Source organism: Shewanella sp. SR43-8, assembly GCF_014163775.1.
In the GTDB taxonomy this organism is placed as follows: domain Bacteria; phylum Pseudomonadota; class Gammaproteobacteria; order Enterobacterales; family Shewanellaceae; genus Shewanella; species Shewanella vesiculosa.
Map to the genome: position 1 here is coordinate 57,448 of NZ_JACJDX010000011.1, position 17,168 is coordinate 74,615.

Here is a 17,168-nt window from a genome sequence, read left to right on the forward strand (position 1 = left end):
GTTAAGTCGAACATTGTTGGGCTTAACAGGTATTTTTATGATGGGGTTTTATTACGGTTAACTATGAGTGTGCTTGGTTAAGTACTTTGTGTGGTTATATATGTGATATATAAGGTTTGGTGTGAATAAATAGCCGCTGAGGATACCTGGTGTTACCAGACGTATCCTCATGGAAACGAAGAGCGTTAATAGAGCGATATGGGCAATACATCAGTATTGCTATGACACAGATTATTTATTTAAATGACTTATTATGGTCTTTTCAGCATCTGCTTTAGTCGCCTTTCCTTTGACTACATCGAGTTTTGCTGTCGCGCTGTGACCTGTCATGTCTTCTGCAATATGTAACCAATCAGGATGCCAATAAAAAGAGGTTCCTGACACGGTATTCCAATTGTGTACCCCTGACTTTTCACCTTGATAAATCAGGTCGCCGCTAGAAAATTTCATTTAATCCTCCAAAATCTTTATGAATAGGCTATCTAAAGTACAGAAGTTGAAAGAGCTGAAAGCTCATCACACTCCTTTGGACTTAGTAGATTGCGCCATGGGATAAGATGTTTTTGTGATCTAAATCAAAAAAATGGCTGATGATGGATAATCTAAACAGTAATTAATTTTTCGCACTACATTGTTAATAATGAAAAATCCCTGAGATGTTGCCATCACAGGGATTTTTATAATGGGCTAAATGATACTCGCTATTTAGCCTTTAGCTTGCTCACGAGCTATTGCGCGATAAGCAATATCGGTACGGAAATAGACATCATCCCAGTGGATGGTATTCACTAATGCGTAAGCCGCTTTTTGTGCTTCAGTGACGGTATTTCCTAATGCGGTAGCACATAACACGCGGCCACCATTCGTCACTGCATGGCCGTCTTTGATGCAGGTTCCTGCATGGAACACTTTCCCGTTAGTATCGCCAAGGGTTAAGCCGTCAATCACATCGCCTTTGTTATACGCGTCAGGATACCCGCCTGCAGCCATAACAACACCAACAGCCGCACGTGGGTCGAAGTCTGCAGTGACTTTGTCTAATTCGCCACGAGTTGCTGCTAAGCAAAGCTCCACAATATCAGACTGTAAACGCATCATGATCGGTTGGGTTTCAGGATCACCAAAACGGCAATTATACTCAAGCACTTTGGCGCTACCGTCTGGTGCAATCATTAGACCTGCGTATAAAAAGCCAGTATAGACATTACCTTCAGCCGCCATGCCATCAACCGTTGGGCGAATAACATTAGCGATAGTCCAGTCGTGTACAGCTTGTGTTACCACTGGAGCTGGTGAGTATGCACCCATGCCGCCAGTGTTAGGGCCGTAGTCGCCATTATCACGGGCTTTATGGTCTTGGCTGGTGGCCATAGCAAGAATATTTTTGCCGTCTACCATAACGATAAAGCTGGCTTCTTCACCTGTTAAAAATTCTTCAACCACCACGCGTGAACCAGCATCACCAAACTTATTGCCTGCTAGCATGTCATCAATGGCGGCATCAGCTTGGGCTTGATCTGCGGCGATAATCACCCCTTTACCCGCAGCCAAACCGTCGGCTTTAATCACAACTGGAAAGCCTGTTTTGCTCGTCAGTTCAGTCACGTACGCTTTAGCTAATGGAATGTCAGTAAAGTTTGAATACTCAGCTGTAGGAATATGATGACGGGCTAAAAAGTCTTTGGTGAAGGCTTTTGACGATTCAAGCTGCGCAGCACCTTTAGTTGGGCCAAAAATCGCTAAACCAGCGGCATTAAAAGCGTCAACGACACCTAACGATAATGGAACTTCTGGGCCGACAATTGTGATTGCAATAGCGTTATCTTGGGCAAAGGCGACTAAGGCGTCAATTTGCTCTACATCAATGGCAACGTTTTCTAATTTTGGTTCTAAGGCAGTACCGGCATTACCGGGTGCAACAAAAACTTTTTCAACTTGAGCAGACTGAGCGGCTTTCCAAGCTAGAGCATGTTCACGACCGCCGCCACCAATTATAAGTACCTGCATCTTTAATCCTTTTATAGCTGCGCTATGTTCTCTATTTCTGCTTCAAGCATGCCCACTTATCCTTATAAGCTGCGCGTGCTTTCATTGAACTAGAAAAAATAGCTATGCTCTAATTCGTTTAAACAAAATTTAAAAAGTATCGCTTGTTATCTACTTTTGCAAAAACATTTAGCAAAGCAAGATTGATAAGCGATACCCATATTTGCGTTTATTAGTGGCGGAAGTGGCGCATGCCAGTAAATACCATGGCCATACCGTGCTCGTCTGCTGCAGCGATGATTTCTTCATCGCGAATAGAACCACCCGGTTGGATAATGCAGCTAATACCAGCCGCGGCAGCGGCGTCGATACCATCGCGGAATGGGAAGAAGGCATCTGATGCCATTACTGAATTTTCAACCACTAGACCTTCATCGGCAGCTTTAATACCCGCTATTTTAGCTGAGTAAACGCGGCTCATTTGGCCTGCACCCACGCCGATCGTCATGCCATCTTTGGCGTAAACAATAGCATTCGATTTAACAAACTTAGCCACTTTCCAGCAGAACATTAAGTCTTTTAATTCTGCAGCAGTGGGTTGACGCTTAGATACCACTTTAACGTCGGCTAAGTCGACCATGCCTTGGTCGCGATCTTGTATTAATAAACCGCCATTAACGCGTTTGTAATCGAGCGTTGTGGTTTTGGTATTCCACTGGCCACATTCGAGTAAACGCACATTAGCTTTAGCGGCAATAATATCGCGAGCAGCTTGGCTCACTTTCGGGGCGATAATTACTTCAACAAACTGACGGTCAACAATCGCTTGCGCAGTGTCAGCATCTAACTCTTGGTTAAAGGCGATGATGCCACCAAACGCTGAGGTTGGGTCGGTTTTAAATGCGCGGTCATAAGCTTCTAACAAGTTAGCGCCTAATGCAACGCCACAAGGGTTAGCATGTTTAACGATAACGCAGGCAGGGCCTTCAAATTCTTTAACACACTCAAGGGCAGAGTCTGTGTCGGCGATATTATTGTAAGACAGTGCCTTACCTTGTAACTGAATCGCACTGGCAACAGAGGCTTCATCAATTTGGTTATCAACATAAAACGCCGCTTTTTGATGGCTGTTTTCACCGTAGCGTAAATCTTGCTTTTTAATGAACTGAGAATTAAACGTCCGTGGGAATGTTGAGTCGTCATGGCATTCGTCGTTACTGTGCGCCGGAACCATAGTGCCAAAGTAATTAGCAATCATACCGTCATAGGCGGCGGTATGTTCAAATGCGGCAATCGCTAGGTCAAAACGCGTTGCTAGCGTGGTGCTGCCGTTGTTAGCTTGCATTTCTGTAATGACGCGACTGTAATCTTTTGCATTAACCACAATCGTAGTGTCTTTGTGGTTTTTCGCGGTTGAACGCACCATGGTTGGGCCGCCAATGTCGATGTTCTCAACAGCGTCCGCTAAGGTACAACCTGGTTTTGCAACGGTTTCTGCAAATGGATACAAGTTAACTGCAACTAAGTCGATAGGCTTAATGGCGTTTTGTTCCATGACGATTTCGTCGATACCACGACGCGCTAAAATGCCGCCGTGAATTTTTGGATGTAAGGTTTTAACACGACCATCCATAATTTCTGGGTGACCTGTGTAGTCAGAAACTTCAATTACCGGGATGTTGTTGTCTGCAAGTAGTTTTGCAGTACCGCCCGTAGACAGGAGTTCGACACCTTGTGCATGCAGCGCTTGTGCAAACTCAAGGATTCCAGTTTTATCTGATACGCTTAATAGCGCGCGACGAATTGGTCTGACATTATTCATGTAGGTACAGGGTCCACTAGTTTGATTTTAAGGATCTTTCGTAAAACAGAATCAGGCTAAGTCTGCTTTACCAAAGTCCCTCATAGTGTTTTTACGATTGCTTAATACCTTCTAGGCCGACTGTGTTGTGATCAGGCGGACGTATTTTATCGTAATCCGCTTCTTTAAGGTGTTTTTTCTACGTGATTTCACAATATTGAAATAAGAACAAAGATACGCAAACATAATCATTAAACAACCCTTGACCTTGGATTAAACTCTAAGGTTTATACTCAGGTAAAATCTACACTAGATTGATGGCTTCATTATCTCAAGCGGCGGTGACGATATGTATCGAATAGGCGAACTTTCTGCCTTGTACGACATTAAGGCTGACACATTACGGTTTTACGAAAAACACGGCTTATTATCACCATCCAGCCGTTCAGATGCCGGTTATCGACTCTATAATAGTAGTGATTCCGAGCGACTTAAATTTATTTTACGTGCTAAAGCGGTTGGTTTTTCGCTTAATGAAATTGCCGATTTACTGTCTATTGAAGTGGACAAGTCAAACCGTGCATGTGCTGATGTTAAAGGCTTAGTCGATACTAAGCTTGAGCAAGTCGAAGCCAAGTTAGCTGAGCTACAACATTTTGCCACTTCACTGAAGAGTTTATCGAATACCTGCTGTGGCGGACCTGATAGTGCTGAGCATTGCTCAATACTTGAAGCGTTAGAGTCGTCAGACAAACACATTATTGCTAAAAAAGAACATCATCATTTTTCTCAACCAGGTCATAAGGATTAAGCATGTTATTGACCAATTTTCTGCACTTATTTTTAGAGTCTGCTCCGTGGTTGTTGCTGGGTCTAGTGCTTGCTGGGCTGTTAAAAGTATTTGTGCCTATGGTATGGATGCAAAAGCAACTCGGTGGCCATGGAATGAAAACCGTGGTGAAGGCGGCATTATTAGGCGCGCCTTTGCCTTTATGTTCCTGTGGTGTTATTCCTGCTGCAGTCGGTTTGCGTCGAGCTGGCGCCTCAAAAGCGGCGACCACCTCTTTTTTAGTGTCGACCCCAGAAACGGGCGTTGACTCTATTACCGTATCCTATGTTTTGCTCGGGCCTTTTATGGCTATTGTGCGTCCGATTGCGGCGATTACCAGTGCGATAGTGGCGGGGTTGTTAGTCGGCCGTGATGACGATGACGGTATTCCAGCATCAGCATCTGCAAAAGGGCAAGCGGCAACAGATGGCTTAACAAGTGCCAAAGCAGTTTCATCGTGTTGTGGCTCTAAATCAACGCCTAGCCCTGAAACAACATCAACACATCAAACCCCTGCTAGTACAATGCAAACTGCTAGCGTAAAAATGACGGCGATTAACTCAGCATCAGTTAAGCCTGAGTCTGTGTTGAGCCCGATGGCGCCAGCGCGTTCATTTTCAACCAATACTGCAGAAGCAAAGCAGAGTTGTTGTGCCTCTAAAGCCGCTGATAAACCCATTGAATCTGTACCCTCAAGCTGTTGCAGCGCGACAGTGAAAGATGAAGTAAAAGACGAAACGGTTACATCAAGCTGTTGCAGTAGTAAAATTGAGCCGCAAGCTGAAGTGGCAGCAACAAGCAGTTGTTGCGCCTCTAAAGCGCAAAGCCAGGCGCCAAGTGAAAGCAGCGATCAAGCCAGTTGCTGCGCTTCGACCCAAGATATGGCAACAGAATTGAAGCACAACAGCGTATTCAGCCGAGTGTTATCGGGTTTGCATTACGCCGCAACAGATTTAGTTAAAGACACAACTTTGTGGCTATTAGTCGGATTATTTTTCGCCGCCATCGTGCAGACTTATGTGCCGGCTGACTTTTTAGTTAAGTGGGGCGACGGTATTCTGGCGATGTTCGTGATGGTACTGGTGTCGATCCCGATGTACATCTGCGCCACTGCTTCAACCCCCATTGCTGCTGGTTTGTTATTGGCTGGGGTATCACCAGGTGCAGTATTGGTATTTATGATGGCGGGGCCTGCGACCAATATTGCCACTTTAGGTGTGGTGACTAAAGAGCTAGGTAAGCGCGCATTATATGGCTATCTTGGTGGCGTGATTGGTGTAGCGTTAGTATTTGGCATATTAGTCAATTATTTAGTCGATACCTTTGGTTTTGAAGTGATGCCGCAAATTGGCCAAGAGCATGCCTTACTACCTCAAGGCATCGTGGCTGTTTCTGGCATTGTGCTTGCGGTGTTAATGGCCAAAGTATTGTGGGACATGATCCCAAAAGGCCATAAAGAGAAGGGGTGTTGCTCGTGATCTGTTACGCCAAATAGGTTAACTAAAGTGAGTTAAGTACATAAAAAGCCAGTGATAAATATCACTGGCTTTTTATTAAGCTAAACATTGCTGGCCCACAATAAAGATAACAACTAGTAATAGCGCTAGTTAAAAATAGCATTGAGTTTTTCTGCCAATCTGATGCCTGCTTGCTGCAATCGCTGCTCGATAATTGGTTTACTGGTAAATACATAGTTAAAACGTAAATCGTCTTCACCTTGATAATTCTGTTCGAGCTGGTAAGCACCTTGCCTTAATGCTTTTGACTCATCTGCCCATTGGTAATAGCTTTGACCTATCCACTTTTGGCGTTGTTGCTCGTTAATACGCTTTAAAAAATCACTGTACTCTGTATAACTTAACTGCTGCTGTTCTATTAGTTTGCTGTCCCACACTGTATGCAAATTTGTAAGTTCGCCGAACCACTTCAGATTAACGGTATTGCCACCTTTATCATGGCTATGACCCACATGTAGTGGTTGGTGAATGTCGCCAACAAAATGTACGTAAAATGCCAATGCTTGCCATTTTTCTTGCTGGCTGGCTTTAGGGTTCGCTAATACTTTTTCAAAGCGTTGCAAACTTTCTATGATATCGCCATCAGGATTACGCTTAACGGTCTTCCATGTTTCATCGTCCTCAATTGAAATGTAATGCCATGGGGCAGCACGATTCCAGATCTTATCGGAGCGGATTTCATCTGCCCAAGTCGACATTTGTGCTAAGCCTTCGCCATCTGTCAGTTGGTTTATTTGCTGTTGAGCTGTTGGGGACAAATTGGCTTGAGCGATTTGGCCTATAATTCTGTGACCTAATTGACCAAATGCTTTGGCTGGGAGGCTGAATGTTAAGGTGAACAAAGCACAGCTCACCAGCAATAACATGTTATTCAGTAAAACAGACGATTTCATAAAAAATTTCCCATTCATTATTATTTCTAAAGCAAGAAGCGCGTCTTTAATGTGCCAGCATACGAGATGATTTTTATGTCGTGACACAGACTCGAGTCGCGACTATATAGCAACAATATGACATTTATGTGTTACTCCAAAGTTGTTTTTCTGTGGCTTTTTTCGTTTAAAAATGACATTAAAATGCAACATATCGACCTTAGACTTCGCCCTGAAGTTTTTGCTCTATTGATTTACCAAGCCCGATAAACGGGTAACTAAACATTAAAATATAAAAATATTCAGGGGTTTGAAATGTTGCTTAATCATAAGATGAGTCGTCTCGCGCTGGCGACATGTTTTGCTATGGGAATTGCTCTACCTGCAATGGCGGCCGATACCGCATCTGATATTCGTGGTCAGATTATAGGTCCTGCGGGTAATGCTGTGACTGATGCAAAAATTACTATTATCCACCAGCCAACCGGAACTGTTACTGAAGTTCCTGTGAGTGCCAACGGGCAGTTTACTGCCCGTGGTTTGCGTGTCGGTGGTCCTTATATTATCAAAGTTGATTCTGATGTGTTTGCTGACACAATTGAAGACAATGTCTACTTAGGATTAGGCGAAACATTCCGTTTCAACCGCACGCTAGAGGCCATTTCTGCTATGGAGCGTGTAGGTGTCGTTGGCAATGCGAGTTATTATCGAAGCGCCGGCAGTAACAGTGATTTTGGTGAGCAAGATATTGCTAATGCACCGGGTATTAGCCGTGATTTAAAAGATGTATTACGCCAAAACCCAATGGCTGTTGTGGGCACTGACGGTATTTCAATGAGCGTGGCAGGCATGAATCCACGTTTTAACACTTTCGTCGTCGATGGTATTTCTCAAAACGATGATTTTGGTCTTAATTCAAATGGCTATCCAACTCAGCGTTCACCTATTTCTATCGACGCAGTAGAGAGTGTTGCCCTAAACGTATCGCCTTATTCCGCTCGTAGTGGTGGCTTTACGGGCGCGCAAATTAACGCGGTCACTAAGTCTGGTACCAATGATTTATCTGGTACGGTTTTTTGGGAAACCACCAACGATAGTATGGCTGGTGATGGTAAAGACCAAGACTCTGGTGACACCTTAACCCAAGATTTTGAAGAAACCACATTTGGTGGCACGGTTGGCTTCCCTCTAATTAAAGATACCCTGTTTTTCTTTGGCTCATATGAAAACTTTGATGCGCCAAAATCAGCTGAGTGGGGGCCAAAGGGCGCTGGTTTTGCCAATGAGTCAGATGTGACTTCAGAAGAGCTTATTCGAATTGAGCAAATTGCCCAGTCTGTTTATGGTCTTGATAGCATTGGCGGTTACACCACCTCACCACAAGAAAAAGATGAAAAAATCTTAGCTAAAGTGGATTGGAATATTAATGACCAACACCGTGCTAGTTTTACTTACCAATCGACCGTAGGTAATTTAACTAACAACATGTCATCGAATAGTTCGTCATTAAAATTATCAAGCACTTGGTATGATAAAGAAGAGACTTTAGAAACCTACGCGGCAAACTTATATAGCGATTGGACTGACGATTTTAGTACTGAGATCAAAATTGCTTATAAAGATACCACCACTAAATCGAAAACCATTGATGACTTAGGCATTGGTATGGTGTCGGTACAAACTTTCGAAAAGTCAGGTGATAAAGTTATTTTTGGTACTGACAGTTCTCGCCAAGCAAACGAGTTAAATAACCAAAATCTTGAGCTACGTTTTGTGGGCGACTATTACTTAGGCGATCATGATATTGGCTTTGGAGCTCAATACAATAGCGTTGAAATATTTAACTTATTTGCTCAAGATGTGTTGGGTAATTGGGAGTTTGATTCTATTGATAACTTAGCGACAGGGACTGTCGATGGTTTCCGTTATCAAAATGCAACTTCAGGTAATCCAAATGATGTAAGTGCCAATTTTAACATGGACACCTTGGCATTATTTGTTGAAGACACATGGGATATTACGGCCGATTTAGAACTCACGTTTGGCATGCGTTATGAAACCATTAGCATGTCAGATAAACCAGCCATAAATGAAAATTTTGTTAATCGATATGGTTTTGCTAACAACGAAACCTTAGATGGCCAAGATATTTGGTTACCTCGCGTAGGGCTTAAATACCTGTTAAGCGATGATGTGACCCTATACGGTGGTGTGGGTCGTTACAGTGGTGGCTCACCATCAGTATGGATTTCAAATAGTTTTTCAAATGATGGCAACAGCTTATTAAGCTATAACGACGGTTGGAACCCTGCTTGGGGCACTCCAGATTTTGGCAATGTTCCAGCAGATGCTCAAGCGGGTTTAGTGGGTGGCGACGGTAATGTTAATGCCATCGACCCTAACTTTGAGTTACCTTCTGACTGGCGTGCAAGTATTGGTTTTGACAGTACATGGGATTTAGGTGCTTTAGGTGATAATTGGTTTGTGGGTGGTGAATTTTTATACATTCAAAAAGAAAACGACTTAGCTTGGGTTGATTTAGCCCGTCGCCAAGTGAAAACCGATGCCACTGGCCGTGTGGTATACGAAACATGGGACCCATTAGCCAATAATGGTGCTGGTGGTAATACCGAGCGTTATGACCTCATGTTAACCAATGCAGAAGAAGATGGCTCAAGTAAGACGTTAAGTTTCTCGATTGCCAAAGAGTGGGATATGGGTCTTAGCATGCGTGCGGGCTATGCATATAACTCAGTTGAAGAAGGCAACCAAGGCTCGTCATCTACAGCAACGTCTAATTATCAATATACTCCAGTACAATATGATCGTAATGGCACCACTATGGGGACTGGCTATTATGAAACACCGCATCGCTTCACCTTTAGCTTGGGTTATGATGTAGAGTTTGTTGCAGGTTATAACTCTAGCTTTAACTTATTCTACGAAGCTCGTGAAGGTAACCCATTAACCTGGACACTAGGTTCATATCGTGATGGTAATTTAGGTGATCAAAGTAAGTTTGCTGGCGCATCATATTACTTACCTTACATTCCAACGGGTGCTGATGATGCCAATGTTGAGTATGCGGGTGGATTAACTTATGAGGAGTTTAAAGCGGCTATTGATGAAATTGGTTTAGGCCAATATGCCGGTGGTATAGCACCAAAAGGTACTGACAACCAGCCATGGATACATCAGTTAGACTTCCGCTTTACGCAAGAGTTGCCAGGATTTACTGACGAGCATAAAGGTATTTTATACTTTGATATCAAAAACGTACTTAACCTAGTTAATGAAGATTGGGGCGTGGTTGAATACCAAAGTTTTAATAATGCTAAGTTAGTTGATCATGACTACAATGCGACGACGGGAGTTTATACTTATTCTGTTCCATTTGGCCAAGATGGTATTGAGACTAACAATTATGATACTTATGACATCAACAAATCTGCTTGGCAGCTTAAAGTGGGCGTGAAGTACAAGTTCTAATACTTTGTTAAGTAGAGTGCTGTTAAGCAGGGCGCGAATAAATAAGCGCTAAACAAAAAATACCGAGCAATTAGCTCGGTATTTTTATGTGCTCAGCATGCCTGCATCAAGCTATTTATAGGTTAAACGACGCATAAATTATTTGATCTTGCTGGCAAAATTTTCAGGTGAATTTTTTGACTGCTTAACTGCACGTTTCTCTTTTAAAGATAATGCCGGTTTTTTCTTCGCTTCTTTTGAATTATTACGTTCTTTGCTCATTTGTATAGCTCCTAGCGCGCATTATGCGTGACTAATAAATGTAATGTGTGTGGTTAGTATTGCAGCAGACAATGGATCAGTCGCTTAATACTTACCTAGCCTTTGAACAATTTCCTGAACCAAACTTATCATTGATATTGCGAATTAATAGTGCGAAAGCTGACCTCTATGATCTCAATTAATCACTTTATTGAGTTGATACTAGCACCTAGTCAGTTAAAAATATCTATATATCCTATAGATTATTTTGTGCTTAAAAACTCATCTTTAATTATGATTGTTTTGTACTATAAAGTCGGGGATTTCCAGCACACCATCTCCCCAACGCTGAAACAGGGCATCATATAAAAATTCGATGAATACTCGGTATTTTCGTGGGAGATATATTCGCTTGGGAAAGCTGAGTGTGACCTTAGTTTGCATCATGGGGAAATCTTCTAATACTGGCAGTAGTTGCTTACTATCAATAGCTTCTTGAGCAATAAAAACCGGTACCGCGGTAATACCTAGGCCTTCAATGGCTGCCTCTCGGGCAAAGGTAACATTATTGACCTTCAGCTGTGCTGGTGGATCCAGATCTAGCCATTTGATGCCATCAAAAATACGCCAGCCACCATCAATATGGGCAGATTGAAGCTTGATTGCAGTATGATTCATTAAGTCCTGCGGTGTTGCGGGAGCTCCATGACGTTTAAGGTAACTTGGACTTGCCATTAATTGTCTGCTTGCGGTCACCAGAGAGTAACTTTGCAGCTTTGGATCGTGTTGTTCGGTAATTTGAAATAAGAAATCGACGCCTTCTTCTATTACATCTACTTTGCGGTTAGTCAGTTCTGCATCAATGGTAATGTTGGGATAAGTCGCCAAAAAACGCGCAAGAATCCGCCCCAGATATAACTGACCTAGCTCGATAGGACAAATTACTTTTAAATTGCCTTTAATATCTTGTTGGCTTGCGCTGAGTAAGTCTTCGGCATTTTGTAAATCTTGCAAAATTTTACTGATGCGATGGTAATAACTCGAACCCGCTTCGGTCAGTTTTAATGATCGAGTGGTTCTAAATAGTAATAGCACACCGGCATCGGCTTCGAGTTCAGCAACCTTTCTGCTCACTGTGGCTTTGGTGATCCCTAAAGCTTTGGCTGCACCAGTAAAACTGCCTTGTTCAACCACCTGTGAGAAAATTTGTACACGATTTAGATCCATATTGTTACACCTGTGGAACAGTGGGTTATATTTTTACTATCTAATAAACTAAAGGAAACAGTAGTAAACTAGGCGAGAATAAATTAGGAGTCAAACATGTCTATCAATAAGCGCTTAGTATTAGTGCCAAGTATTATCCTTGTATTAGTTGTTGCCGGTGTTTATTGGTGGTCACAAGTTCGATTTATAGAATCAACGGATAATGCTTATGTCGAGGCCGATATTTCTAATATCAGTGTCAAAGTGCCAGGTTATATTGTCCAGTCTACCGTGGTAGATAATCAACATGTCAGCAAAGGTGAACTATTGGCTCAACTTGAAGATAGCCAATTTGTTGCCAAGCTAGCCCAAAGTAAAGCCTTATTAGCCAGCTCGCAAGCTAACTTGCAAACCTTGGCGGCGAAGGTTGATTTGCAGCAAGCGTTAATTAATCAGGCTAAGGCTGCTGTTGTGGCCTCACAGTCTGAACAGTTAATCGCCCAGCAACAATTAAAACGTTCACAAAAATTAAAAGTCAGTAATTACAGCTCACAAAATGATGTTGACCAACTTCAGGCGGGTTTCGATTCTGCCTCGGCACATGTCGATGAAGCTCAAGCTGCATTGGTGGCTAAACAGCGTGAATTATCAGTGTTTAATGCTCAGCTATTGCAAGTGCAAGCAGATGTTAAGCAGGCTGAGGCTAGTGTCGAATTAGCCAATATTCAATTGGCTGATACACGCGTTACAGCGCCATTTTCAGGCATTATAGGTAAGCGTGGTGCCATGGTAGGCCAGTATGTTCAACCGGGACAGGCATTGTTTAGTTTAGTACCAGATACTCAAGTGTGGGTAACTGCTAACTTTAAAGAAACTCAAATTGAGCACATGCAAGCCGGACAAAGCGTTAACGTCAGTTTAGATGCCTATCCTGATGAGGTGTTTAGTGGATTTATCGACAGCTTAGCTCCAGCATCGGGCTCTAAATTTAGCTTGTTACCTGCAGAAAATGCGACCGGTAACTTTACTAAAATTGTTCAACGTATTCCGGTGCGCATTCGGCTTGAACGAAAGCAGTCTTCATCTGCTATTGGACGTATTTTGCCTGGACTGAGTGCGGTGGTTGAAGTCGATACTGAATCTGCTGCTCAATCTCAGGCGCTGGCTAAGTCGTCCGCTGATCAAGCCACGTTAGCGGCAGCAGGGCATTAATATGAGTCAATCAACTGCAGAGGTAAATGCTTCTGAAGTTAGCTCTGCTAGTAAACAGGATGATAAACCGACTGGGTACCAGCGTGGTAGTGTCCGATCTTGGATAGCCGTTGCGGGCGGCCTAATTGGTGCATTTATGGCGATTTTGGATATTCAAATCACCAATGCGTCGATGAAAGAGATCCAAGGTAGTTTAGGCGCCACTTTAGAGGAGGGTAGCTGGATTGCTACCGCCTATTTAGTGGCAGAGATGATCGCGATTCCCCTTTCGGGTTGGTTAAGTACCGGATTATCGACTCGACGTTATTTACTCTGGACCACAGCGGCTTTTATCTTGGCATCGATATTATGTTCTTTGTCTTGGAACCTTGAGTCGATGATTGCTTTTCGTGCCTTGCAGGGGTTCTTCGGTGGAGCATTAATTCCGTTAGCATTTAGACTCATACTTGAGTGCTTACCTGACAATAAACGTGCTATGGGTATGGCTTTGTTTGGGGTGACGGCCACATTTGCCCCTTCTATTGGGCCGACGCTGGGAGGCTGGTTAACTGAGCAATTTAGTTGGCATTATTTATTTTATATTAATGTTCCGCCAGGCTTATTGGTAATGGCGATGTTAGCTTATGGTTTAGAGCGCAAACCCATTATTTGGGAAAAGTTAAAAGATGCTGATTATTCCGGTATTGTGACGATGGCACTGGGTATGGGTTGCCTAGAAGTGGTGCTAGAAGAGGGCAATCGTAAAGACTGGTTTGGTTCAGATCTTATTCGTAACCTCGCGATAATTGCCGCCATTAATATCAGTCTATTTATTTGGATTCAGTTACGTAAAGCACAACCCTTAGTTAATATCCGTCTGCTTGCTCAGCGTGATTTTGCCTTGTCTACCGTGGCATACTTTTTACTCGGTATGGCATTATTTGGGGCGATTTACATGATCCCCTTATATCTATCACAAATTCATGACTACACTCCGCTAGAAATAGGTGAAGTCATTATGTGGATGGGTTTTCCACAATTACTGGTGCTACCTTTAGTGCCTAAGTTAATGCAGAAGTTTGATCCGCGTTATCTGGCTGCACTTGGATTCGCTTTATTTGCCACCAGTTATTACATGAATAGCAATATGACTCTTGATTATGCGGGTGATCAGATGATTACCTCGCAAATAGTACGTGCCTTGGGTCAACCGTTTATCTTAGTTCCTATTGGTATTTTGGCGACCATGCATTTAAAACCACATGAAAATGCTTCGGCATCGACTGTGCTCAATGTGATGCGTAATTTAGGTGGGGCGTTTGGTATCGCTTTGGTGGCAACATTAACCGATAACCTCGCAAGGGGGCATTTGGCACACATAAAAGAAACTTTACCCGCCGTGAGTTCGCAAGCCTATAATTATATCGCTCACACCAGTTCGATATTACAGACTGCTGGCTCGGACGCTGTAAGCGCTAACTCGCAAGCTTATGCTTTACTTGCTAAAACCATGTCACAACAAGCGTATATTCAAGCCTATAATGATGTGTTTTTTATTATGGCATGTTTTCTTTTTATCGCAGTCTTTGCAGTATTATTTATTCGAAAACCCCCAGAAAAAAGCCCATCAGATGAGCCTAGTGAGATACATTAATCATGCTAATATGGCATATAGAGCAGGGATAAATAAGGTTTGTGATGACATTACAATGGGTAGATGTTGGCTTTTCTGAATTGACGCTGGAACAACTTTATGGGTTATTACAACTTCGAGTTGATGTGTTTGTGGTGGAACAAAATTGTCCGTACCCTGAGTTAGATGGTAAAGACAAACATCCGCAAACAAGGCACTTACTTGGGCTGGACGAGCTTGGCCATGTTGTGGCCTATAGTCGTGTGTTAGCACCTAGTCTGAGTTATCCTCAGGCCAGTATTGGCCGTGTTGCTGTGGCGAAAGTAATACGGGGTCAGGGGATTGCTAATCAATTAATGCAAAGAGCTATTAGTATTGCCAAACGACATTGGCCCAATGACAATATCCAAATCGGTGCGCAAGATTATTTACGTCAGTTTTATCAACAGCATGGTTTCGTAGTTAATTCTGCAGTGTATCTTGAAGATGGGATTGAGCATTTAGATATGCTGTTAATTTATTAATGTAAGGAAAAATAATGTCAGATTACGCAATAAATACCCAACAAATTGTTTGTGTCGCTCAGTTTACCGCTAAAGCAGGAAAACGCGATGCCTTAGTGGCTGCATTGGCAAGTTTAGTTCCAGATACTCGACGTGAGCTAGGCTGTATTCGTTATGAACTGAATATCAGTATAGATGATGACAATAAAGTCGCCTTTGTGGAAAAGTTTGTCGACCGAGCTGCGTTTGATCAACATTGCGCTAAAGATGCGATTGAGCATTATTTTCACCATGTGATGCCAGAGTTGGTTGAATCACATCATGTTGAAGTGTTCAATCAAGTGATTGCTTAGCTGACGGTTGTTAATCGTAAAGTGCAACAGCCTAATTTTAAATCACTTTTTAACATCTGATGACCACATCGTAATGATGGTATTACAAATACAAAAATGCCAGTCTACATAGACTGGCATTTTTAATCATTTATGCTGTTAAGCCGAAGCGGCTAGCACTATGATTAGAAGTCGTAACGTGCACCAACAGTGAAGATATTGTCATCTTCTAAATCAACAGTAGCAGTACCGACTTTGTGGTCGCCTTCATACATAGCATAGTGACCATAAACTAAGGTTGACTTAGAGATACGATAGTCAGCACCCACAGTAATTTGAGTGATATTTACGTCTGTACCTGTCGCTTCTTTAATATTTTTGTAGTAACTACCAAAACCAGCTTCATCTTGACCGTATTCAGCTTTTAAGTTTACGCCGTTTAGGTTGTAAGATACGTTAAGGAAGAAAGAATCACCTTCTTGATCAGTGGTTTGGCTTTCAGTGTTTTGGTATAAACCACCAAGCTTGAACTCACCTAGCTTAACTTGCGCCACACCACGATAAGCATCAATACCACCAATAGTGTTATAAGCTGCAGCAATATAATAAGGTTGTGCTTTAAGACCTTTGTCACCAAGGGTTGCACTTAATGCATATTGGTCTTCATCTGAACCTTCGTAGTTGTCATCCATTAAATAAGTTGCGTTTAATGTGACTAAACCAGCAATCACTGGTGAGTAGTACCAAATACCGTCAGCTCTACGTAATTGGCCACCAATCATACGATCGATATCGGCGTTAAAGTTACCGAATAAATCTATGCCACCTTCAGATTGTTTGAATACTGTATCGTTACGGCCGACTAACACAGTACCAGCGTCACTTTTTAAACCTAAGAATGTGTTACGCGCTTTAAATACGACTTCGTCGCTGCCATTTTTGCCTTCAGTTTGAGTGGTATTTTCAACTTGGAATTCCATTTGGTATAACAGTTCAATACCGTTAGCAAACTTTTCACTGCCTTTTACGCCTAAGTTAGAAAAGTTGTTTTCTAATACTGTGCCTTCTTTACCATTTTGAGTTGTAGCGCCTTTATCAGAATTAGTCACAGCTAAATCTAAACGACCATAGAAACTTGGGCCTTCAGCAAGTGTAGCGAAAGAAACTAATGTGAGTACTGATGCTACCGATGCAGAGATTAAGGTTTTTTTCATCTTTCATGCTCCCTAGAACGTTATGTTCTATATTCCATTTTTCATGGTTTTAGTTAGTGAAGTTTGTCGCAGATTTAATTCTGTAACAATCTGGTGCAGATTTTCACAGATTTAGTTCCTTCATAGTGTGGGCTAGATCAAATAAACAAGCCCAACTTGAAATTTTGTCGATAAATCTGTGATATCAGCGACCATCTGTGTAATTAAATCAATATATGTCTTAAATCTGCCTCTTAGGGGCGTACCTATTTATGTAAAATCGGCTAGCGCTCAACCACAAAAGTTACAGAATTGTATTTTAGCCCATGTTAATTTAATCATCGCGAATATTGAATGATAAATTGATCTCTTTAGT

The 17,168-nt window shown here is 42.4% G+C and carries 14 protein-coding genes; 7 read left to right on the forward strand and 7 right to left on the reverse strand.

The features are described 5' to 3' along the window. Positions 1 to 231: 231 nt before the first annotated feature. The 3 genes from H5114_RS15075 to purH form a co-directional block, all read right to left on the reverse strand. A complete protein-coding gene (locus H5114_RS15075; protein ID WP_182698421.1) occupies positions 232 to 450 on the reverse strand; it encodes a hypothetical protein in 219 nt (72 codons plus the stop codon). A 255-nt stretch (positions 451 to 705) separates the two neighbouring features. Further along, a complete protein-coding gene (gene purD / locus H5114_RS15080) occupies positions 706 to 2,007 on the reverse strand; it encodes a phosphoribosylamine--glycine ligase (protein ID WP_182698420.1) in 1,302 nt (433 codons plus the stop codon). Between the two features lie 211 nt (positions 2,008 to 2,218). Next, a complete protein-coding gene (purH, locus tag H5114_RS15085) occupies positions 2,219 to 3,808 on the reverse strand; it encodes a bifunctional phosphoribosylaminoimidazolecarboxamide formyltransferase/IMP cyclohydrolase (RefSeq protein WP_182723357.1) in 1,590 nt (529 codons plus the stop codon). Positions 3,809 to 4,136: 328 nt separating this feature from the next. Here purH and zntR point away from each other — a divergent pair, with 328 nt between their 5' ends. Both zntR and H5114_RS15095 read left to right on the forward strand, forming a co-directional pair. Beyond that, positions 4,137 to 4,598 (forward strand): Zn(2+)-responsive transcriptional regulator, encoded by a 462-nt coding sequence (gene zntR / locus H5114_RS15090; RefSeq protein WP_124017274.1) that lies wholly within the window; start codon positions 4,137 to 4,139, stop codon positions 4,596 to 4,598. Positions 4,599 to 4,600: 2 nt separating this feature from the next. Further along, entirely contained in the window at positions 4,601 to 6,094 is a 1,494-nt protein-coding gene (locus H5114_RS15095) for an SO_0444 family Cu/Zn efflux transporter (protein WP_182723358.1), read from the forward strand. A 125-nt stretch (positions 6,095 to 6,219) separates the two neighbouring features. Here the strand turns inward: H5114_RS15095 and H5114_RS15100 are convergent, their stop codons facing one another. Then, positions 6,220 to 7,026 carry a S1/P1 nuclease gene (locus tag H5114_RS15100; protein WP_182723359.1) on the reverse strand — a complete coding sequence of 269 codons (807 nt, stop codon included), beginning with the start codon at positions 7,024 to 7,026 and terminating at the stop codon, positions 6,220 to 6,222. A gap of 294 nt (positions 7,027 to 7,320) precedes the next feature. Between H5114_RS15100 and H5114_RS15105 the strand changes: the two genes are divergently transcribed. Then, positions 7,321 to 10,494 (forward strand): TonB-dependent receptor, encoded by a 3,174-nt coding sequence (locus H5114_RS15105; RefSeq protein WP_182723360.1) that lies wholly within the window; start codon positions 7,321 to 7,323, stop codon positions 10,492 to 10,494. Positions 10,495 to 10,632: 138 nt separating this feature from the next. On the opposite strand, the gene H5114_RS20545 is transcribed toward H5114_RS15105, so the two are convergent. Both H5114_RS20545 and H5114_RS15110 read right to left on the reverse strand, forming a co-directional pair. Further along, the gene (locus tag H5114_RS20545) at positions 10,633 to 10,755 is read right to left on the reverse strand and encodes a hypothetical protein (RefSeq protein WP_011635985.1); all 123 of its coding nucleotides are present in this window, start codon (positions 10,753 to 10,755) and stop codon (positions 10,633 to 10,635) included. Between the two features lie 267 nt (positions 10,756 to 11,022). Further along, positions 11,023 to 11,961, reverse strand: coding sequence for a LysR family transcriptional regulator (locus tag H5114_RS15110; protein WP_124017278.1), 939 nt, complete (start codon positions 11,959 to 11,961; stop codon positions 11,023 to 11,025). Positions 11,962 to 12,057: 96 nt separating this feature from the next. On the opposite strand from H5114_RS15110, the gene H5114_RS15115 reads away from it, so the two are divergent. The 4 genes from H5114_RS15115 to H5114_RS15130 are packed head-to-tail and all read left to right on the forward strand — an operon-like array spanning position 12,058 to position 15,620. Further along, positions 12,058 to 13,152 (forward strand): HlyD family secretion protein, encoded by a 1,095-nt coding sequence (locus H5114_RS15115; protein ID WP_182723361.1) that lies wholly within the window; start codon positions 12,058 to 12,060, stop codon positions 13,150 to 13,152. Between the two features lies 1 nt (position 13,153). Continuing rightward, positions 13,154 to 14,785 carry a DHA2 family efflux MFS transporter permease subunit gene (locus H5114_RS15120; protein ID WP_124017280.1) on the forward strand — a complete coding sequence of 544 codons (1,632 nt, stop codon included), beginning with the start codon at positions 13,154 to 13,156 and terminating at the stop codon, positions 14,783 to 14,785. A gap of 44 nt (positions 14,786 to 14,829) precedes the next feature. Beyond that, on the forward strand, positions 14,830 to 15,288 hold the full coding sequence (locus H5114_RS15125) for a GNAT family N-acetyltransferase (protein ID WP_182723362.1): 459 nt from the start codon (positions 14,830 to 14,832) through the stop codon (positions 15,286 to 15,288). A 14-nt stretch (positions 15,289 to 15,302) separates the two neighbouring features. Continuing rightward, entirely contained in the window at positions 15,303 to 15,620 is a 318-nt protein-coding gene (locus tag H5114_RS15130; RefSeq protein WP_124017282.1) for a putative quinol monooxygenase, read from the forward strand. A 164-nt stretch (positions 15,621 to 15,784) separates the two neighbouring features. Here the strand turns inward: H5114_RS15130 and H5114_RS15135 are convergent, their stop codons facing one another. Further along, entirely contained in the window at positions 15,785 to 16,813 is a 1,029-nt protein-coding gene (locus tag H5114_RS15135) for a porin (protein ID WP_124017283.1), read from the reverse strand. Between the last annotated feature and the right edge of the window lie 355 nt (positions 16,814 to 17,168).

Coding starts and splice junctions, on each gene's coding strand:
- purH (WP_182723357.1), bottom strand. CDS start 3,808: ATGAATAATGTCAGACCAATTCGTCGCGCGCTATTAAGCGTATCAGAT.
- H5114_RS15095 (WP_182723358.1), top strand. CDS start 4,601: ATGTTATTGACCAATTTTCTGCACTTATTTTTAGAGTCTGCTCCGTGG.
- H5114_RS15120 (WP_124017280.1), top strand. CDS start 13,154: ATGAGTCAATCAACTGCAGAGGTAAATGCTTCTGAAGTTAGCTCTGCT.
- H5114_RS15100 (WP_182723359.1), bottom strand. CDS start 7,026: ATGAAATCGTCTGTTTTACTGAATAACATGTTATTGCTGGTGAGCTGT.
- zntR (WP_124017274.1), top strand. CDS start 4,137: ATGTATCGAATAGGCGAACTTTCTGCCTTGTACGACATTAAGGCTGAC.
- H5114_RS15125 (WP_182723362.1), top strand. CDS start 14,830: ATGACATTACAATGGGTAGATGTTGGCTTTTCTGAATTGACGCTGGAA.
- H5114_RS15075 (WP_182698421.1), bottom strand. CDS start 450: ATGAAATTTTCTAGCGGCGACCTGATTTATCAAGGTGAAAAGTCAGGG.
- purD (WP_182698420.1), bottom strand. CDS start 2,007: ATGCAGGTACTTATAATTGGTGGCGGCGGTCGTGAACATGCTCTAGCT.
- H5114_RS20545 (WP_011635985.1), bottom strand. CDS start 10,755: ATGAGCAAAGAACGTAATAATTCAAAAGAAGCGAAGAAAAAACCGGCA.
- H5114_RS15135 (WP_124017283.1), bottom strand. CDS start 16,813: ATGAAAAAAACCTTAATCTCTGCATCGGTAGCATCAGTACTCACATTA.
- H5114_RS15115 (WP_182723361.1), top strand. CDS start 12,058: ATGTCTATCAATAAGCGCTTAGTATTAGTGCCAAGTATTATCCTTGTA.
- H5114_RS15110 (WP_124017278.1), bottom strand. CDS start 11,961: ATGGATCTAAATCGTGTACAAATTTTCTCACAGGTGGTTGAACAAGGC.
- H5114_RS15130 (WP_124017282.1), top strand. CDS start 15,303: ATGTCAGATTACGCAATAAATACCCAACAAATTGTTTGTGTCGCTCAG.
- H5114_RS15105 (WP_182723360.1), top strand. CDS start 7,321: ATGTTGCTTAATCATAAGATGAGTCGTCTCGCGCTGGCGACATGTTTT.